This is a genomic window from Dellaglioa sp. CoH-57-MRSF-18 (assembly GCF_056781995.1).
Genome location: NZ_JBXAXX010000003.1, coordinates 92,795 through 113,884, shown reverse-complemented (window position 1 = coordinate 113,884; position 21,090 = coordinate 92,795). Strand labels below are relative to the sequence as shown.

The window sequence follows — 21,090 nt, the reverse complement described above, 5'->3', positions numbered from 1 at the left end:
TCCAGCTATGCAGAAGTTTCGTTTCGATCTAAAAAAATCAAAAATGACCTATCTTTATTACATTATCATTTTTGCAATTTTAGCTGTTCTTATTTTTGGAACTTACAAACTAGCTGGATACTCTTTAATTCAAAGTCATGATCCTGCTGAACAGCATCTACCTGTATTAGAAAATTATCGTCAACTACTTGGTGAATTCATCAACCATCCCTTTCAACCACTCCAAATGTGGTCTTGGAAATTAGGGCTTGGCGCAGATCAATTTCAAACATTTGCTTATTACGTTATTGGAGACGTATTCGCCTATATTACGCTATTATTTCCCTCAAGTGCCGTTGTGACTATTTACCAGCTCACACTCATTTTGAGGTTATTTTGCGTGGGGCTATCATTTATCTTCTTTGCGAGACACTTTAAATTAACGAATAGCGCGATCTTAGGTGGGGCAATCATTTATACCTTCACTTCTTTTTCACTTTATTCATCCCTAATGCAACCTTTTTTCCTAACACCATTCATTCTTTTTCCACTTATAATTGTCGGAATAGAAAAAATTTTACAAGGGTTTAAACCACATTTCTTCATTTTTGCTTTTTCATGGATGTTTATCAGTAACTTTTACTTCGCCATAGTCTTAGGCATCGGTGCTTTTGTATATTTAGTACTACGTTTCATTTATTATTATCGAAAAAATCTCAGTTTCTTTAAAACAGCGGGCACTTTTTTAATCAGTACAGTCATCAGTTTACTGATTTCTGCCTTTATCATGCTACCGTCAATTCTTGCGGTCTTTAGTTCAACTCGGTCAGGTGGTCTATTCGCAAATGGTTTGACCTCTTTCCCCGCTTATTACTACATTAATTTACCTGCTCAATTACTTGCTGGCGGAGTATCTTCTTTCTGGGTTAAATTTGGCTTTAGTAGTTTAGCTGTTCTAGCATTATTCCATCTGTTTTACCATTGGAAACACTACCCACTAATGACAACGAGTCTTTCAATTGGGTTGATTATGTTACTATTCCCAATGTTTGGTGCGATGTTTAATGGTTTTCAAGCCCCTTCTAATCGTTGGATTCTATTATTATTTGTTCCCATTTCACTTGGAAGTGCCTTCTTCATTGATTCTCTCAAAAAAATAACGTTGCCTGAAATTAAATACCTCAGTATTTGTCTTGGTATCTATTTACTTTTAGTATCATTACCCTTTTATATTAATGGGACGACAGAAATTTTCATTCCTGTTATCTTTTTAATTTCTTTTTTTGTCGCAATCTTACTTTACCGTCAAAATAAAAATTCTGGTCGAATCATATTCGGTCTTATCCTAGTGAACTTGATCTTTACTGGGGTTTCTTTTGCATCACCTTTCACTAACTTTTATAGTAAGACTTTAATGCCCTCTGGTAGTTACCAGAAACTATCATCTAATCTATTTGATGGATTAGATAATTCTCTTCCTAAATCTAACTCATTTCGTGTTTCAACGATTAGCCAAAATTATAACTTTGGTTCTAACTACATGTTACGAAATAATTTAAATAATGATTTAAATTTAATTAACTCATACTACTCGATTCAAAATGGCGCAGTCGGAGTATTTTCAAACAGGTTACAAAATGCTCAATATAACAATAATATTCCGATTGAAAATTTTGATGATCGAACAATCGCTAATAACTTTTTTGGCGTTAAGTATCTCTTTACTCATTCAAATGAGCCAAATGAGTCAAAGATCCCCTATGGTTATACATTACTCAAAACTAAATCTGAAAATAAAAATAAACCTGAGAAAACCAATCTTTATGAAACTAAGAATAATTTTCCATTAATTTATTGGCAATCTGATGTCACTTCAAATCAAAAAACTGCTAAATTATCCGCTTCTGATCAAGAACGTCAATTAGCTAAAGCCGTTAGTATCGCGGATACATCCGGATTTAACCAGAAACAATCAACATTTGATACTGAAAACGTTGCCTATACAATTGTAAAAACAGTGAACGCCGGAGAACCTAACGAAACAAAAACACGTATTACCAATAATCACTATCGTAATAATCCTGTTTCAGATAGCTATCAGATTGACATTAAGAACGCAAAAAAATATCAAAATTCTGAATTGCATCTTTCATTAACTAACATTAAGCACCAATCACTGTCCTCTAAAGAACAAGTGAATATGGCTATTTTTAATAATACTACGAAACCAGATAACCAGTTATTAGATACGAATGGTCCCCGGTCAGCACAGAAATCGCTTAGGAAGCAACTGACGACAGGTTCTTCCAATACAGGCTATTCGATCGGGGTTAAATCTAATTTAACGACTAATACGATTGAGCAATTGGGTATTGAAAATCTTTCTTTCTTTAAAGTTTTATCTGATGCTACCCTAAATATGGGCTATCAAAAACAAATGCCCAAAAGTTTGGATTTACTTTTATCAAATTCAGGGACTTACTCATTCAACCTTAAAATTACTGCCGTTCCGCTTGGTCAAACTTACACAAATGATGTTAAAAAAATCCAGAAAAATAAATTAAATTCATTAAAATTTGCTACAAATAGAGTTAGTGGCAAAATAACAACAAATAAATTAGGTATCCTAACATCATCTATCCCTTACTCTACAGGTTGGACAGCGACTGATAATGGTCATAGCGTGCCCGTTATTAAAACAAATAGCGCTTTTATTGGCTTAAAATTAAAAAAAGGAACTCATCATATCATTTATAGTTATCAAACACCTGGCTTATCAACTGGTTTTCTTTTAAGTGTTTTTGGCCTCATTGTTTGGGGGAGTTATAGTTTAACACCTCTAATTTGGAGACGTTTAAGAAGACTTTAATTAGACATAAATGATATTATTATGACCTCATCTACTAAATAAATCTATTAGGGGTTTACTATCTTGTTAAATAAAGTCAGTTATCTTAAAAATCGTTTAATCGTATTTACAACCATCTTTTTGATTAGTTTATTTTTAGTTCTTCCACAAATAATCAACCACAGTCTAGTCTTAGGTGGTGACTCGCTTTTTCATTTCAATCGTATTTACGATACCTATATCCAATTTAAAACAGGTAACTTTAGTTATTTTCAAACTAACTATGGTTTTTTACAGAGTGGTCGCATTATTAACGCCTTATATGGACCAGGTTTTGCTTATCTGTTAGGTATCTTACTCTTAATTGTTCATAATTGGATTTTATTTCAAATCATAACCTCCTTTTTAATTTTCTTTATTAGTGGTTACTCAATGTATTTTCTATCTAGAGAGCTTCAATCCTCTAAGAAAATTTCATTATTGATTGCTAGTCTATTTATGGGGAGTTTTTACGTTACCCGTTGGTCAATTAACCAGAATTTTATGTCTTGGGGCGTTATGCTAATGCCCTTAATTGTCATCCTCGGGCTTAAAATGATTAAAAATAATGCTAAGGATTTAAAAGTACTACCATTAGCATTATTGATTTCAGCGCTTATTCAAATTCATGTCTTAAGTGCCTTAATGTCGGTTGGCGTCATCTTTATCTTCTTTGTTGTCGGTTTTTACAAGACAAATCAAAAATTACAGCTTTTATCAAAATGTTTCTTAGCGGCCCTTCTAACTATTGTTCTAACCTTTAATGTTTGGGGCGCTATGCTAGAAATTTTCACAAGAAATACGCTGTACTCGCCTTACACTCACTTAGATATGGCTAGTGCTACAATGCGTTTTTCAACAACTAGCTATAGCGCTTCATCTATAGGACTATTTATGAGCGTTATTTTCATTTTACAATTTGTTTTACTATTTTCTAGGTGGTCACAAGTATCACTTTCTAATAAGCTAATGACACTATTAGGAGCCTTATTTCTCCTGTTATCAACAAATCTTGTTCCTTGGACGACAATATCGAATCTAATACCACAGCTTCGAAGTTTTTTACAATTTCCTTACCGCTTTTATGGTTTTGCAACTGTCTTATTACTTGCTGGTTTTGGCAACTCTCTTTCTGAGCTACCTTCATTTAAGCCTAAAAAGTTTGGCGAGTTATTTTTAATCATTAGTAGTCTTTTTATTTTAGGTCAATCATATATTGATATTCAACAGCAAAATAAGCTCTGGAATTCCAATGATCCTCTTATTTATAAAGGGAGCGTTGTCGTTTCAAATCATCTAACGAGTGATCAAATTAGAACTAATTTTACTAGTTCTGATTTATCAAAAGGATTAAAGGTGGTTAAAAAAATAGCCCCAGATTATTTACCAAATAATCAAGAACAAAAGACAACATATAATAAAAAAGAATACAAGAAAGATATTGTTAGGAATCGTCCTAATATCACTAAGACTGTTACAAAAAATGGTGATTTAATCCTTAAATGGCATGCGACAAAAAAAGGTGAATCCATCGCACTTCCTATTGTCGTTTATAATAATTCAGAGCTCTCCTTAAATGGAAGTCAATTACACCGATTATCTCTATCTGCATTAGGTGTCCCTACTGTTAAGGCAACAAAAAAAGGGAGTAATCGTGTAGTGCTTAGATATCAATCGGAAATGATCACTACATGGCGTTTGTTTTTCGTCATTTTAACTTGGATTATTAGTATTTTATCGATGATAACACTCCATTTTATAAATAGAAAACTAGACAAAAATAGTGTTCATAAATGACAAGTCCACTCTAACTGTTGTTGGTAATAGCGTAAAAGCTATTACCAACAACAGTTTTTTCATACCAAAAAGTCCCCAAAAGTCATGAGACTTTTGGGGACTTTTTGGTATGAGATTTTTTAGCTAGTCTTGTTGTAAAATGTCACGGACTTTAGTTGACAATAAATCAATAGCAACTGTATTTGCGCCACCTTCTGGCACAATAATATCCGCATAGCGTTTCGTTGGTTCAATGAATTGATTATACATTGGTTTAACCGTTTTAACGTATTGATCAATAACTGATTGTAATGAGCGACCACGTTCCTTCATATCACGTGTGATACGGCGAATAATACGTAAATCATCATCTGTATCAACAAAAACTTTAATATCCATTAAACTTCTGAGCTTTTCGTCCCCTAGAATTAGAATTCCTTCAACAATGATAACATCTTGAGGTTCTGTTCTGATCGTCTCACTTGAACGAGTAAACTGTGTGTAATCATAAACAGGCATATCAATTGCTTCATTATCCAACAATTGTTCCAAATCACTAATCATCTGTTCGTTGTCAAACGCGAGTGGATGATCATAGTTCACTGCTTTACGTTCTTCCATACTCATTTCAGCTTGATCATTATAATAAGTATCTTGTTGTAAAATCATGATTGATTCGCCAGCTAATTGTGAATAAATAGCATTACTAACCGTCGTCTTACCGCTACCAGTACCACCTGTTACACCAATAATAATGGGACGTTTTGTTCTTTTGCTCATGCTTTAGAAATCCTCCATTTATTCGAAACGTTCAGGTTCTTGCTGACTATCTCCAAATCGATAAGCAACGGCATCTAATATTCGTTTAGCTGCTTGCCCATCTCCATAAGGATTTTTAGCATTTGCCATTCGTTCGTACTCTGTCTTATTAGTTATTAATGATAGCATGGTTTCTTTGACTTTCACAGGGTCAGTTCCAACTAACTTCAATGTACCCGCCTTCACGCCTTCCGGACGTTCTGTGTTATCACGTAAAACAAGAACTGGTTTTCCTAATGATGGCGCCTCTTCTTGAACACCACCTGAATCCGTCATAATAAAGTAACTTTTTGCAGCGATATTATGAAAATCAACCACATCAAGCGGTTCAATTAGATGAACGCGCTGTTCTCCACCTAAGACTTCTTCGGCTAAATCTTTAACAACTGGATTTAAATGAACCGGATAAACGACTTCAACATCTGGCTGATCTTTAACGACAGATTTAATCACTTCGAAAACACGACGCATAGGTGCACCTTGGTTTTCACGACGATGCATCGTGAGTAAAATCATTTTATTCGCAGGATTTACTTCTGATAGAACATCATGGTCATACTCTTTTTGAACTGTTTGTTTTAAAGCATCGATGGCTGTGTTACCTGTTACAAAAATATTTTCTTTTGGATGATTTTCTAATAACAGATTAGTTTCGCTTTGCGAAGTTGGGGCAAAGTACATATCTGCCAGTACATCTGTTAGTTGACGGTTCATTTCTTCTGGAAACGGTGAATACTTATCCCAAGTCCGTAATCCCGCTTCAACGTGTCCAATTGCCACTTGATTATAAAAAGCTGAAATACTAGCGGCGAATGTTGTTGTTGTATCACCATGAACTAAAATAATATCAGGCTGCTCTACTTTAATAACATCATCTAATTTTTGTAAAACATTTCGAGTTGTATCACTTAATGTCTGGTTAGCGTGCATCACATTCAAATCATAATCTGGCGTTATTTTAAATATCTCTAAGACTTGGTCCAACATTTGGCGATGTTGTGCTGTTACGACAGTTACTGTTTCAAACTCCGTCGTACGTTCTTTTAACTCTAAGACAACAGGTGCCATTTTTATTGCTTCTGGACGCGTCCCAAAAACAGTCATCACTTTTACTTTTTTCATAATTGGCCTCCTCAATGATTATATTAGTTACTATTATACCAAAGAAAAGACAAAATTCTGATTTTGTTAACAAAAATTTAATAGCCTAATTATTAATCATTTTCTCATTAATATGTTATCATTATTTCATAAATAAATTTGGAGGTCTTTCTATGTCAAAAATAAATTTTGAAGATCAACTTAAAAAATATGCTGAATTAATCGTCAAAGTCGGTGTTAACGTCTCAAAAGGCCAAACAATCGTCCTACAAATTTCCGTAACCCAACAAAAATTAGCTCATTTAATCGTCAATGAAGCTTATGCTGCTGGCGCAAGTGAAGTTATCGTTAAATGGGCAGATAGTCATGTCTCGAAATCATTCCTTGAATTTGCTCCACTAGACCGTTTAGTCGACGTTCCTGGTTATGCAACCTCAGAAGTTGAAGATTGGGTTGCTAAAAAAGCATCTCGCATCTCAGTCATGTCAGATGATCCTGATGCCTTTGCTGGTATCCCTTCTGAAAAGATTGCCTCACGCCAAAAAGCTATGGGTCAAGCTCTACGTCCATTACGTAAAGCAACTCAAAATAATGACGTTAGTTGGACTGTAGTCGCTGCCGCAGATACTGCTTGGGCTGAACTCGTTTTTCCTGAATTAAAAGGCGAACTTGCTGTTTCACGACTTTGGGAAGAAATTTTTAAAACAACACGTATTGATCATGAAGATCCAATTGAAGCATGGCATCAACATGATTTAACATTGCGCACAAAAGCTGAAGAATTAAATAAAGAACAATTTTCTGCTTTACATTATGTTGCCCCAGGGACAGATATCGTCATCGGTCTCCCTAAAAATCATTTGTGGGAAGGCGCCGGTTCATTTGATGCACAAGGTCATGAATTCATGGCTAACATGCCTACCGAAGAAGTTTTCACCGCACCTGATTCTAGACGTATTGATGGTTACATTTCTTCAACAAAACCATTAAGCTACGCAGGAACTACTTTGAGTGGTATGAAATTTACTTTTGAAGCAGGTAAGGTTGTTAAAGCAACTGCTGAACAAGGTGAAGAAGTTTTACAGCACTTACTAGAGACTGATGATGGCGCAAAATCATTGGGTGAAGTTGCTTTAGTTCCAGACCCTTCTCCAATTTCACAATCAGGAATAACGTTCTTTAATACATTATTCGATGAAAATGCCAGTGACCATTTAGCGCTTGGCTCCGCTTATCCCTTCTCTATTAAGGATGGTACTAAAATGAACGATACTGAATTAGCCGCTGCTGGTTTAAATTTAAGCCAAACGCACGTTGACTTCATGGTCGGCTCATCTGACATGTCAATTGATGGGCTTCGTGAGGATGGCAGTACAGTACCCGTTTTCCGTAATGGGGATTGGGCATAAATGATCACATAAAAAGGTATAAACTAGCATTTCTGTTAGTTTATACCTTTTTCACTACTACTTATTTTATTGATTAGGTTTTTGTAACCCAAATTCAGAAAGTATATCTTAATATAGTATATTAAAATCATATGTTTGTTTATATTAAATGTCATTTTTATAATCCCTATAAGTAAAGGTAATAAAAGCTAAGCTACTAATCACCCACGCTGCAATAACCATCATTAGTCGAGGTTTAGTAATGATTTTTGAATGATAACTAAGCGTTACTCTATTGATACCTTTTTTTGTTGCTTTAATCGTTGGACTACCTATATTTGATAAGGTAATCTTTTTTATATTAAGCTTAGTTCCATTTAGTGTAACTTTTGAATTGTTATAAACAATAATAGGTAAGGACATTGTTTCTCCTATTTTTGTTGCAGTCCATCTAAGCGATAAATCACCCTTATCTGTCACTCTTTTTATAATATTTGACTTATTCATTATAATTTCATTTTTATATTCATTGTAAGGATCCTTGCTTAATTCTTGATTATTAGGTAAATAATCTGGAGTTGATTTTTGTGCTACCTCTAACCCTTTTTTTAAATCACGATTAGTAAAAGCATTTCTTATTTGGACAGTACTTAAAGAATCTGGGGTTGTAACATGTCCTTTAGCTATAATTGACTCATTTGAATTCCAAATTTCATTTTTAGTCTGAATATCACTATACGATTGCCCTAAAATAAAAATACTTCCGACAATTAAAAACAATGAACAATTTTTCTTTGCATTCGGCGAAGGTAACGTAGAAATTGTAGCACTGAACCCCGCTACTAATAGAATCGTAGTAAAACTATCAAATCGATAAGGAAACTGTAAAAAACTTTGTAACTGTGGAATTAATATAGATATCCTAGTCCACGGAAATAAATTTGTAGTTAGAGCAAGAAAAATAGCTCCTATTATAGTAACAATCTTATTAGCTAGAGATAATTCTTTTCTTTTTGAAAACAACCAAACAATTTGTAACACAAAAATGATACTCATAACCAATCCAAACTGTGTACCACTATAGTTACCAGTTGAAAGGTTCATGGTTGAACCAGACATGTTTGAATTGGCAAATGGTGAATATATTTTATTATTTGAGAAAACATCCAACATAGCTCCCCAAACATTAAAGGTCAGAACTAACGCCAGTAAACTGGCTAGAAAACATTTTAATAAAAGTTGTAATTTCTGGTTAGTTTGAATAAAGCCAATGAAAAAGAATACAACTAAAACGCCAATTGACATTAAGGCGCTTAAGACGTGAATTTGGATTAGCACTGAAACTGCTAATGCTAAAGGTAGTACTTTTAAATCCTTAGCATTATTTTTAATCATTTTAAGCCCAAGAATGACAATCAAAGGCATCAACATAACGCCCCATATCATAAAATTCTGATAGATTGACCATCGAGTGATATAGAAACTACCCATAAAAAGACTAGCAGCTAAGACTGAATTTTTTTTAGTCGCTTTCAATTCTCTAGATAGAAAATACATTGAAAATCCACTAATAAAGAAAATTATGAATGACGTGACAATTTCAAATTTAATCCAACTATGCACGATACCTAGTAATCCACCTAAAAGGTAAGTAAACCCTGGTCCATATAAGGCATTAACAATTCGACCACTTTGTTGAAAACCGTAATTAGATTGAAAATAATTAAAGTTACCTGTTTTAAGCTGCATATAATCATCATAGATACGGTTAAAATGGAATAGAGAATCAGCACCAACTACTAAACTATTATTAAGTATCTGCGGAACTGTCAGAAAAAAACTTAATATAAAAATAACGCAAAATACCGTTCCATATTTTTTTAAAGATTCAAACTTATTTATCAAGCTATTTACTCCCAAATAAAATTATTTAATGGTTTAATTATAACAATAGAAAATTGTGCTGTCACTCAAGAAATATAATATTGCTAGAACTAAAAGATCAATATCTATGAAACTACTGACACCTTAGCCATGTTGTAAATGAAAATTATGACTATGAATTTAAAAATCTACAATAGTAATAATTGACTTATTTATTTTTGCCATTTACAATGAAGTAATCAGCCTTTTTGTCTCTGTAGCTCAGCTGGATAGAGCAACCGCCTCCTAAGCGGTAGGTCATCAGTTCGACTCTGATCAGGGACATCTTAAATAAATTTTCCGCCTTATAGGTTACAAGACTTCGGTATACTGCCGAGCTTTTGTAACCTATTTTTTATATATTTAACTTGTAAGTGCTATTTATTTTATCCTTGAAATTGTAGCAGTAGAAGAATTACTATTATATAAATTGTATTAATGAATGCAATTAATATAAATAACAACATACCACATAGACGATAACCAATATTTTTCTGAAAAAAGGGTAGTCTTTCAATATAAGTTCCAATGCCAATCATACCCGTCCCCACTAACCACATGCCAATCGTTAAATTCACAACTATTAACCATGGTTCAATTAAACACAACACGATACTAACAATTCCTACCCATTTCATTTCATTATTTACAGGTTTAAACCTTTTTCTCATCGGAAAGACCTTCTTCCACGTTATATATATTTGTTTAACAATTTTTTTAAGGTCTAAAACACATCATTTTATCCAATCTTTTCTAAACTATCTTTAAGATTTCGATAATTGTACACCTAATATTATTTTTCCACTAAGCAATAAGACTTTCGCAAATAAAAAAATACTGTTTAAGCAAACAATCATTGCTTAAACAGTATTTTAAATCGCATCGAAATTTTATATCTTCAATTTTTCCAGTTTATAATTCGACACCATTTGTTTTAATAACATTTTGATACCAATAGAACGAATCTTTTTTCAATCGATTTAGCGTCCCGTTACCTTCGTTATCTCGATCTACGTAAATGTAACCATAGCGTTTCGCCATTTCGCCTGAGCCTGCGCTAATTAAATCGATACAGCCCCATGATGTGTAACCTAGACAAGAAACCCCGTCTGCAATCGCCTCACCCATTGCTTCAATATTTTCACTTAGATAAGAAATGCGATAATCATCATGAATTTTATTGCCTTCTTCCACAACATCTTTTGCACCTAATCCATTTTCAACAACAAATAATGGTTTCTGATAACGATCATAAATTTGATTCATCGTTGTTCTCAAACCAAGGCCATCTGTTTGCCAGCCCCATTCGCTTGTCTTTAAGTAAGGATTTTTTAAGCTATCAAAGACATTTGCTGCTGTTTTATCAGTCATCTCAGGATCAGCGCTTGCTAATCTTGATGAATAATAGCTAAATGAAATGAAATCAACTGTATTTTCTAATAAATCTTTTTCGTCGGTATCTGCCATTTTAATTTCTATACCCATATCTTTAAATAATCTTGCCGAATAACTTGGGTAGTAGCCACGTGACTGAACATCAATAAAGAAGTATCCTTCCCGATCCTTTGTCATTGCTTCAAATACATCTTTTGGATTAGGTGTATTGGGATAGGTAACCCCAGCCGCTAACATACACCCTATCTTAAAATCAGGATTAATTTCGTGTGCTAATTTTGTCGCAAGCGCAGAGGCAACTAATTGATGATGTGCCGCTTGATATTTGATTTGGTCAGGATTATCAATCCCTTCCAAATCTAATCCACCGCCCAATAACGGAATGTGTAAAATCATATTAATTTCGTTAAATGTTAACCAATACTTAACCTTATCCTTATAACGCATAAATAAGACGCGTGAAAAGTTTAAGTAATTATCAATCATTCGACGGTCAGCCCAACCATTCATTTTTTTCAACATCCCTAACGGCGTATCGAAATGGTTAATTGTTACTAACGGTTCCATCCCTAATTCGTTACAAAGATCGATAACTTTATCATAGAATTCTAGCCCTTTTTCGTTTGGTTCTTTTTCATCACCTTGTGGAAATATCCGTGGCCAACTAATTGACATTCTGAAGGTTTTGAAACCCATTTCTGCCATTAATCGTAAATCTTCTTCATAATGATGATAAAAATCAACAGATTCATGACTAGGATAAAAATCTTCTTTCATCTGCATCGCTTCTTTTACATTAAATAAATAATCCCAGCGACCATGGTGTGCGTCTGGTAATATATCTACTAATGACAGGCCCTTACCATCAACATCATAGGCCCCTTCAAATTGATTAGCGGCCGTTGCGCCACCCCATAAAAAGTTATCTGGAAAATTTGATTTTGTCATCTTATTGACCTCCTGAATTAATTTCTAAATCTAATAAATCAGTACCAACAATTATTTCTGACTGGTCTTTAGCAAGTGGTTTAATTTTTTTATATTTTGGTGTGTTCGTCACGATAATTGGCGTAATAATTTCATATCCTGCCTGTTTAATACCTTCAATATCGAATTTAAGTAATAAATCGCCTTTTTTTACGACGGTATCAATTTCTGTTTGAATTTCAAAATACTTACCTTCTAATTCAACTGTATCCATTCCGATATGCATTAAAATTTCGGCGCCATCGTCTGTCACCATACCAACTGCGTGTCCTGTTGGAAAAACTAATGTTATTTTACCATCAGCAGGTGCGTATAATTGACCAACTTCAGGTAGAATTGCGATACCGTCACCCATAATACCAGAACTAAAGACAGGGTCTTTAACCTCTGATAAAGGTAATACTTCGCCTTTAAGTGGGCTACCAAGGATTTCTCCACTCATTTCTACTTCTACAGGTACTACTGACGTTGTTACTTTTGTTTCAGCAACAGCAACGGGTACTTCTTGATCTTCCTTTGTTAAACCGAACATAAGTGTTAAGACATATGCCAATACGAATGAAACAACGATTGCTATCAGCACAGCGTAGAATGACATATCAATTCCTGTCTTAGGATTCAAGTAACTTGGAATAGAGAAAATGCCTAATCCACCAACCATGTATCCTTTTGTCCCAAATACACCAAGAACCATGCCACCAATAGCGGCTGAAATACATGTAATAATAAATGGTTTTTTACGAGGTAACGTAATTCCGTAAATAGCGGGTTCCGTAACACCAAAGATTCCTGAAATAAATGAAGAATAGCCAAGACCTTTTAGTTTTTTATTTTTTGTTTTAATTGTAATTGCCAATACTGACCCAATTTGAGCGAACGTTGTCCCTAGCATAAGTGCTAAAATTGGATCTGAGCCTGTTGTTGAAATGTTAAGTAAGGCAAGTGGAACAAGTCCCCAATGTAACCCGAAGATAACAAGTACTTGCCATAAGCCACCAAGAACTGCGCCAGCGGCAATTGGACTAAATGTGTATACAGCTGTAAATCCGGTTGCCACAATATCACTAGCCCAAGTTGTTATGGGACCTATAAAGATAAATGTAATAGGCACAACAACAAGTGCTGTTAACATTGGCACTAAGAATGTTCGTACAACTTCTGGTATCACTTTTTTGAAGAATGGTTCCACTTTTGATGCAAACCAAATTGATACAATAATAGGTACAACTGATGATGCGTAACTCATCATGATTACTGGAATCCCCAAGAATGTCATATAGATTGGTGATTCAAAAATTGTTCCTGCAAATAAAGTGTACAGCACTTTTCCACCTGAAGCGGCTAGTGTTGCTGGCAATTGTGCCACAATAGTTGGGTAAACTAAGGATGCACCAATAACCATTGCCAACAATGGATTAACGTGGAATTTTTTACTAGCACTGTAAGCTAAGATAATCGGGAAGAAATAAAAGAAAGAATCTCCTAATGCATTTAAAATAATATACGTTCCAGATGTCGGTGCCACCCAGCTAAATGCGACTAGTAATGAAACTATTCCTTTGATCATCCCTGTTGCAGCTAAAACACCTAGAGCTGGTGCAAAGATACCTGAAATCATATCAATAAAGGCATCAAGCGGTTTCATTTTTTCGCCATCATTATCTGGCACAATGCCATCACCATCAAGTCCGCTACCTTTAACTAATGCATCATAAACTTCCGGAACTTGATTTCCAACAACCACTTGGTACTGGCCGCCACTTTTAACAACGGTCACTACGCCGTCCATATTTTTCAACATATCGGTATTGGCCTTAGATTCATCTTTTAATTTAAATCTTAGTCGGGTTGTACAATGGACTACGCTATTAACGTTAGCTTCGCCACCTACATTTTTTAAAATATCTTTAGCTAATTTTTCGTAACTCATCACAATCACTCCTTTATATTTTTTATAAATTAAAACCCAGTTATCCATTTCAACTCAAAAAATACGAGTTTGCATGGATAACTGGGTTTATGCTTGCTTATAAATGGCAATAACACACCTAATTATCAATTTATTTAATTTTCTGTTTGCCGATGGGTTACTCGCCAGATATGTAAAACTAGATAAACTTGTTCGTCTGCTTGTAAATCCCAATCGGCCCGTTCTCGAATATACTGCACGATTTTTTCCACTGTTTCGTACACTTGTGGATACCGACTAATCATCATGGCGAGCAACTCAGGGTCAAGTTCTGCACGATCAATCTCAGTATTATGAAAATGCCTAATGAATAAATAGCGTAAATGTGAGACAAATCGACTATAATTAAATGATTTTTCGTCGAGAATAATACCAGTATCTAATTGAATAATATTAACAATTCCCGAAATGAGTTCTGTCAGCTTCATCGATTCTTGAACAGCATGTCCGCCTTCTTTGACGTTAATCAAATGATAGGTTAATAAAATCAATTCATTATTTTGAACCGTAATGTCAAATTTTGATTCGATTTCTTTAATACCAACCTTTGCAGCTTGGAATTCACTTGGAAATAATTTTTTCATTTCCCAATGAACAGATCGGTCATTTAAAAACATTTCTTCACGATTTTTTTGTAATGAATATTGAAAATGGTCCACTAAAATCAAAAATTGAACATCATCAAATGTCACATCAATTAATGGCTCTACTACTCCAACAAAAGTTGTCGTAACTTCCAAAGTTTCTGCATCAAATCCTGAAATTAATTTCATTGTATCTGAATCTTCTTCAGCTTTAAACCGTCGGTCAATCTGGTCCTTATCGATATTATCTCCAGCATGATAACCGAATCCAATACCGTTACCAATGACCACCCACTCAACATTGTCGGATGATTCAACTAAAGCTGCATTATTATTAAAATTTTTTACGAACTTCACATCAAACCGACCCCTTCCCATAAAAAATGACCTACAAATACAGATATTTTCATATCTACATCAATAGGTCATGCCTGATCGAATCAGTAACACTCATTTCATATTTATTGTATCATTTATTGTAAGCGTTATCAATAGCTATTTAAATTACTTTATAACTTACTACCATTTTCTTTAATGACCTTTTGATACCAATAGAATGAATCTTTCTTATATCGTTTTAATTCTTTCGCACTTTCTTCATCACGATCAATATAAACAAAGCCATAGCGCTTTTGATAGCCATTTGACCAGCTCAATAAATCAGTGAAACTCCAAGTTGTATACCCAATGACTTTTACACCGTCTGAAATGGCTTCTTGAATGGCTTTAATATGTTCATTGATAAAGTAAATTCGGTAATCATCATGAATTGTATTGCCTTCTTCTAATTTATCATAAGCACCAAGACCGTTTTCAGTAATAAGAACAGGTAAGTCGTAACGACTATCAATTCTTCTCAGAGCAATTCTTAGCCCTTCAGGATCAATATTCCAATCCCAATCAGTTTGTTTTAAAAATTCATTATTAGTAGTCTTAAACATGCCTGGAACGCCACTTTCGGAGCTAGTCCCCTTTTTACCTGTATTATTTTCAGCAGCAAGTCCAACACCACCAACTAACGGATTAGCCGCAATTGTTTGGGTTTGATAATAATTTAAACCCATAAAATCTGGTTTTCCAGCAATTAAAAGAGCTTGATCTGCTTCTGTAACAGTAGGTGCAGTTCCACGTTCAGTTAACCATTTATAAATCATTTTTGGATAACGTCCATAAACATAAATATCCATCCAAAAATGAGCAGCATAATCTTCATAGTTAGTAGCCGCAACTTGGTTTTTAGGATCTCCATTAACTGCATAACCCGGGCTATAGGCAAAGCTAGGCCCAATTTCACCTTGATAATGACCTTCATGAAATGCCTTAATTGCTGAAGCATTTGCTAAATTAGCAATGTGATTTGCAGCATACATTCTTTTTTCATCATTTACTGCAGGCGGATGACTCTCCATTTGATAGCCATGAGAAATAAATACGTTTTGTTCATTTAATGATACCCAATATTTAACACGATCACTGAATGCATCAAAACAAGTTTTCGCATAATCCGTAAAATCAGTAATAATTTCACGAGATTCCCAACCAGCATATTCATCTTGTAATGCTTGTGGTAAATCCCAATGATAAAGTGTCACAACAGGTTCAATATTATTCGCAATTAACTCATCGATTAATCGATTATAAAAATCTATCCCCTTTTGATTAACTTTACCTTTTCCTTCTGGATAAATACGTGTCCAAGCAATTGAAAAACGGTAAGCTTTCAATCCTTGCTCCTTCATTAAGGCGACATCTTCTTTAAAACGGTGATAATGATCGACGGCTACATCACCATTTGTACCCTTAAATGTTTTCCCAGGAATTCTTACAAATTTATCCCAAACTGATAATCCTTTACCATCTTCTTGATACGCACCTTCAATTTGGTAAGCAGCTGAGGAAGCCCCCCATAAAAAATCAGTTGGAAATTGACTCATTTTTTCATATTCCATTATCTATTCTCTCCTTAAAAATAATCACTTAATATCGGTTGTTCTTTAATTAATGCGCCATCGAATAACGTCACGTCGCCTGATACAAATCCATATTGTTTTAATTGTTTAAATGTTCGATACCCCATCATACTTCGTGTTAAATTTTGAATATCCGTTGTAAACGTAGTTGCTGAATTTTCAGTCTTTTCAACTTTTGTTTGTCCGTCTATTCGGCTAATTTGCCAATAGCCTTCATTAGCCTGAATAGTCGAATCTTGAACTTGAATCACAATTTGTGGAAAATCTTGCTGGTAAGGGTATCTGCTGAGAAAGTCTTCAACATTTACAATTCTTGCCATCATGTAAGGTTGCGTTGTCACTTCAACTTGAGGATTTGCCAGTACATCTGGAAATGGCTGTCCAATTGGACTCTCATAACTAAACCATTCGTATGCTGATTGATGCTTAAGCACAAAATTTTGTAATTGGAGCCAACTCTCACTTGTTTGATATATCCATTCAACGATTTTAAATTCATCAGTTTCTCTTTGATAAACAAGATAGCCTTCTGACTCATTTTTTTCATTATAATAGACCGCTACTTCCCAGTTAGGGTGTTTCTCCGCCGAATAAGTTAACCACCAATCTGGCCGTTCAATACCACCTTGTTGAGAGAGCTGATTCTGTTGGTATAATTTATTTAATTCCTCTTTTACATCCAAATAACGGTGACGTTCAACGTGACCTATGGCCTTAACTTTTAATCGTGGTAAATCCTTCGTATTCATCCGATATATCGTTTGATCAAATGTTGCTTCGTAACCGAATTTACGATAGAACGGATACGAAAATGGCGCTAAATACGATAATGTCGTTCCATTATCATACATCTCATCCAGAGCTAAATTCATTAATTGTCCAATACTACCCTGACCAGCAAATTCTGGATAACTTGCAACATAGCCAATACCACCCATTTTAAATTGAGTCCCGTGAAAATGAGTCGTAAATGGTGTATTAATCACACCGCTGACAACTTTCCCAGATTCAACTGAGCCCCAATCTGATGAATGCTCATAAAGTTTGCGAAAAAAGCTCTTTCTCTGTGCTGATACTTTTTTATTAAAGGCATAAATTGATAAATCAAAGTAACTTCCAAAATGAGTTTCATCTAACTTCATATTTGTCATGGATCTACTCAACTCCTTCTTCTGTACGAATTAACCTCTTTAAATATAGCACGGTTACCCTATTCGTGCAATCGCTTACAAAATTAGTCAATAAAAAAATCATCCAATTATTATTGGATGATCCTTCTCATTAATCAAAATGTTCTGCTTTTGGTTTGCGTCTTTTACCTTTATTTTTTTGATTTCTCAAACGAACTTTACGATGTGGTTTCTTTACTGGTTCATCAGATTGCTTTTGACCATCAACTGTTTTGGCTTTCACTTCAACTGGTTTAAGTTTCTTAGCTTTTGGTTCAGCCACACGTTCTGGTCTTTCTGTTACAATCGCACCATCATATAAGTAACCTTTTTCAATTTCAAATGGTGTATTTTTTAAATCTTGTTTTAAGGTACGTAGATCATGTTCATTTCCAAGATTAATAACCATCCCTTCAGCACCCATCCGGCCTGTCCGGCCGACACGATGAATATATGACGTCGTATCTTTAGGCATATCATAATTTACGACTGCGGGTAACATTGGAATGTCCAAACCTCGAGCGGCAACATCCGTCGTTAGTAATAATTTAATTTCATGCTTATGAAGTTGTGATAAAGCATTAGCACGATTAACTTGGCGTTGCTCGCTATCTAAGACAGCGACTGGTACATGATCATATTTTAATTTTTGAGCCATATCTTGTAACGATGATAGTTGGTTAAAGAAAACTAGTGCATAAAAATCTTCAACATTTGCTAAACGACGCAACGTTGATTGACGTTTACGCGTTGGTGTTTCAATTGAATAATGGTGAACGATACCTTGTGTTTGATCAACTTCACGAACATCATAAGTTGTCACATTAGCACCAAACCATTTTTTCAAATCATCTAATATTGCCGTTTCCGTCGCAGAAAAGAAACTTAATTGAATGCCTGCAGGTGCCTGGCTGATTAAATCACGACAAGTTGTTAGTGTTTCATCCGTTAATAAATCATCCGCTTCATCAATGACAACTGATTTAACTTTATGTAATTTAATTTTTTTATCTTCAGCTAAATTCAATAAGCGACCTGGTGTTCCGACAATAATCTCAGGTTTTTTCTTTAAATTTTCAATTTGGCGTTTCATATTAGCACCACCAATAATAGCTTGAACTTTTAAATCAAGTTCTTTAGCCCAAGGACGAATGACACCTGCTAATTGCATAGCTAATTCTTGTGAAGGTGCAATAATCAATAGTTGAATGCCATCTTTAGGTATTAATCTTTCGAGTAAAGGTAAGCTGAACGCTAATGTTTTACCAGAACCGGTTGGTGCTAATCCAAGGATATTTTCACCTGATTTTAGAGGTTCATAAACGGCTTCTTGGATGGGTGATTGTGTTTCAAAACCTTGTTCTTTAAAATATGCATCAAATTTTGGATTCATTTTAGTCTCTTTCTTTTAACTTCATAGGATTAGTTTTAATAATTAAGTATAGCATATAAAAAATAAGCTTCCATTGATTCACAGAAACTTATCTCAATAATTCTTATTTATGATCAGCTGGAAATTCAATTCCGGCACTTTTCCTTAAATCAAACAATACTTGATTAACTGTCACACTAAGTTTTTGCCATTTTATATAATCAGCTTTGTTCGTTACGTCATTGGGGTTATTGATGACTCTAGCAAAATCAATCGCTTCAGCTAACATCGGATTTTTAGCTGGTTTTTGACTAAGTAGTTCTTCTTTATCAGAGCCATCTCGATAAAGAACCTCATTTAATTCAGCTGCATTATCCATCACAATTGTGTCTTTTAGGCCATAGATTTCACTAGTTAAATATGAATTTGCTGTCTTACCAATATTTAAGGTCACTCTAAAATCTTCATAAGTTAGAATTGCGACACCTTTACCATCAACACCTGTTGGTAACATTGTTGGATAGTACTGAACTTCAAGTGGTGTACCAAACCAAGAAATAGCATTATAAACAACGTAAACACCTAAGTCTTGTAATGCACCACCAGAAAATTTTGGTGAGAAGATATTAGGTTCTTCACCTGCTAAAATAGCATCATAACGTGACGAATACTTCATATAAGTTAAAGTTGCGCCTTGGATGGTCTCTAGTTCAGTTACTTTTTGTTCAATAATTTTGAAATTATCTTGATGAATTTGTCGAGCTGCTTCAAATAATTGACTTCCAGGATGTTCCCTAAGAACCGTCTGAATAGCGGCCATTTCTGTTGGATTTGAGACCACTGGTTTTTCGGCAATAACTTTTTTACCAGCTTCAATCGCTAATTTAATTTGTTCAAAATGTAAACTATTCGGAGAAGCAATATAGATTACCTCAAATTTATCTGAATTTAAAAATTCTGTCATATTATCGTAAAAATTTGTTGCACCATATTTTTCACCAAAATCTTTGGCTTTTAATTCGGTTCTTGAATAGACACTAGTCAATTGAAATTCATTAGATTCATGCGCTGCTTCAACGAATTGACCTGTAATCCAATTTGTACCAATAATACCTAATTTAATCATACCCAATACCTCCATTTTATTATTAAATTCATTATAACAACAATTGAACCGTTTTCATAACGATTGCTTTATTTCAATTTTGTGACGATAGATTAAATTTATATATATTTTGGGCAATTCTTTCCGCTTGTTAGCTAAAAGTGCTATATTTAAGTAGAAGAGTTCTAATTAGGAGGGATAGCTGTGAAGAAACGTAGTTTTGCACTACTAGGTGCATCATTTTTTATTGGATTAACGAAAGATATTAAGTCTATAACCGCACCTAAAACTAAGGTTTCTTTACCTATTTTTTATGCTGGACATTGGCTATTCTACGATGAATTAAGTCATCGACACCATAATTTGGATATTTCATCAGACCTCACAATTCGAATTGACGAACGTGCACTCGATGGTAAGATTGAACATATAGATGAGCGTGAACTTAGTTTCTTAGATGAATATGGTTTTCATCTAAGAATTGATGCAAACGATCAAGGACCAGTGAGTTTGTTTGACGAAGCAGATAACCGGACCTATCCCATTAAATTAGCCCCAATTGTAGAATCACAAGATGATAAAAATGAAGATGTAGATTAACAGAATTTTGTTGATTATCATCTTCATTTTTTGTTTCATTACACGTTTAAATAGTCTAAAATAGTT

At 34.3% G+C, this 21,090-nt stretch carries 15 protein-coding genes and 1 tRNA gene; 5 read left to right on the top strand and 11 right to left on the bottom strand.

Going from position 1 to position 21,090, the window contains the following annotated elements:
* The first annotated feature begins 7 nt into the window (after positions 1 to 7).
* Positions 8 to 2,848 (top strand): YfhO family protein, encoded by a 2,841-nt coding sequence (locus tag AC1RPG_RS04290; RefSeq protein WP_481761552.1) that lies wholly within the window; start codon positions 8 to 10, stop codon positions 2,846 to 2,848.
* 63 nt (positions 2,849 to 2,911) lie between these two features.
* Positions 2,912 to 4,663, top strand: coding sequence for an MFS transporter (locus AC1RPG_RS04285; protein WP_481761553.1), 1,752 nt, complete (start codon positions 2,912 to 2,914; stop codon positions 4,661 to 4,663).
* Positions 4,664 to 4,786: 123 nt separating this feature from the next.
* Here the strand turns inward: AC1RPG_RS04285 and udk are convergent, their stop codons facing one another.
* Together udk and wecB are read right to left on the bottom strand one after the other, a co-directional pair.
* A complete protein-coding gene (gene udk, locus AC1RPG_RS04280; protein ID WP_481761554.1) occupies positions 4,787 to 5,422 on the bottom strand; it encodes a uridine kinase in 636 nt (211 codons plus the stop codon).
* An 18-nt stretch (positions 5,423 to 5,440) separates the two neighbouring features.
* Complete coding sequence (wecB, locus tag AC1RPG_RS04275; protein ID WP_481761555.1) at positions 5,441 to 6,583, bottom strand: non-hydrolyzing UDP-N-acetylglucosamine 2-epimerase; 1,143 nt, start codon at positions 6,581 to 6,583, stop codon at positions 5,441 to 5,443.
* A 152-nt stretch (positions 6,584 to 6,735) separates the two neighbouring features.
* Here wecB and AC1RPG_RS04270 point away from each other — a divergent pair, with 152 nt between their 5' ends.
* On the top strand, positions 6,736 to 7,971 hold the full coding sequence (locus tag AC1RPG_RS04270; protein WP_481761556.1) for an aminopeptidase: 1,236 nt from the start codon (positions 6,736 to 6,738) through the stop codon (positions 7,969 to 7,971).
* Positions 7,972 to 8,115: 144 nt separating this feature from the next.
* Here the strand turns inward: AC1RPG_RS04270 and AC1RPG_RS04265 are convergent, their stop codons facing one another.
* Positions 8,116 to 9,855, bottom strand: coding sequence for a DUF6541 family protein (locus AC1RPG_RS04265; protein ID WP_481761557.1), 1,740 nt, complete (start codon positions 9,853 to 9,855; stop codon positions 8,116 to 8,118).
* Between the two features lie 229 nt (positions 9,856 to 10,084).
* Here AC1RPG_RS04265 and AC1RPG_RS04260 point away from each other — a divergent pair.
* Positions 10,085 to 10,158 (top strand) — tRNA-Arg (locus tag AC1RPG_RS04260).
* A gap of 101 nt (positions 10,159 to 10,259) precedes the next feature.
* Here AC1RPG_RS04260 and AC1RPG_RS04255 read toward each other — a convergent pair.
* The 8 genes from AC1RPG_RS04255 to AC1RPG_RS04220 all read right to left on the bottom strand — a co-directional run bounded on the left by AC1RPG_RS04255 (position 10,260) and on the right by AC1RPG_RS04220 (position 20,445).
* Positions 10,260 to 10,544: a hypothetical protein gene (locus AC1RPG_RS04255; RefSeq protein WP_481761558.1), complete on the bottom strand. Its 285-nt coding sequence runs from the start codon at positions 10,542 to 10,544 to the stop codon at positions 10,260 to 10,262.
* Positions 10,545 to 10,785: 241 nt separating this feature from the next.
* Positions 10,786 to 12,216, bottom strand: coding sequence for a 6-phospho-beta-glucosidase (locus AC1RPG_RS04250; protein WP_481761559.1), 1,431 nt, complete (start codon positions 12,214 to 12,216; stop codon positions 10,786 to 10,788).
* Position 12,217: 1 nt separating this feature from the next.
* Entirely contained in the window at positions 12,218 to 14,185 is a 1,968-nt protein-coding gene (locus AC1RPG_RS04245; RefSeq protein WP_481761560.1) for a beta-glucoside-specific PTS transporter subunit IIABC, read from the bottom strand.
* A 134-nt stretch (positions 14,186 to 14,319) separates the two neighbouring features.
* On the bottom strand, positions 14,320 to 15,165 hold the full coding sequence (locus AC1RPG_RS04240) for a PRD domain-containing protein (RefSeq protein WP_481761561.1): 846 nt from the start codon (positions 15,163 to 15,165) through the stop codon (positions 14,320 to 14,322).
* A 152-nt stretch (positions 15,166 to 15,317) separates the two neighbouring features.
* Positions 15,318 to 16,757, bottom strand: a complete 1,440-nt coding sequence (locus AC1RPG_RS04235) for a glycoside hydrolase family 1 protein (protein ID WP_481761562.1) — start codon at positions 16,755 to 16,757, stop codon at positions 15,318 to 15,320.
* A gap of 14 nt (positions 16,758 to 16,771) precedes the next feature.
* On the bottom strand, positions 16,772 to 17,929 hold the full coding sequence (locus AC1RPG_RS04230; protein WP_481761563.1) for a GNAT family N-acetyltransferase: 1,158 nt from the start codon (positions 17,927 to 17,929) through the stop codon (positions 16,772 to 16,774).
* A 130-nt stretch (positions 17,930 to 18,059) separates the two neighbouring features.
* Positions 18,060 to 19,340, bottom strand: a complete 1,281-nt coding sequence (locus tag AC1RPG_RS04225) for a DEAD/DEAH box helicase (RefSeq protein ID WP_481761564.1) — start codon at positions 19,338 to 19,340, stop codon at positions 18,060 to 18,062.
* Between the two features lie 103 nt (positions 19,341 to 19,443).
* On the bottom strand, positions 19,444 to 20,445 hold the full coding sequence (locus AC1RPG_RS04220; RefSeq protein WP_481761565.1) for a Gfo/Idh/MocA family protein: 1,002 nt from the start codon (positions 20,443 to 20,445) through the stop codon (positions 19,444 to 19,446).
* A gap of 183 nt (positions 20,446 to 20,628) precedes the next feature.
* Here AC1RPG_RS04220 and AC1RPG_RS04215 point away from each other — a divergent pair, with 183 nt between their 5' ends.
* Positions 20,629 to 21,024: a DUF4828 domain-containing protein gene (locus AC1RPG_RS04215; RefSeq protein ID WP_481761566.1), complete on the top strand. Its 396-nt coding sequence runs from the start codon at positions 20,629 to 20,631 to the stop codon at positions 21,022 to 21,024.
* The last annotated feature ends 66 nt before the right edge of the window (positions 21,025 to 21,090 follow it).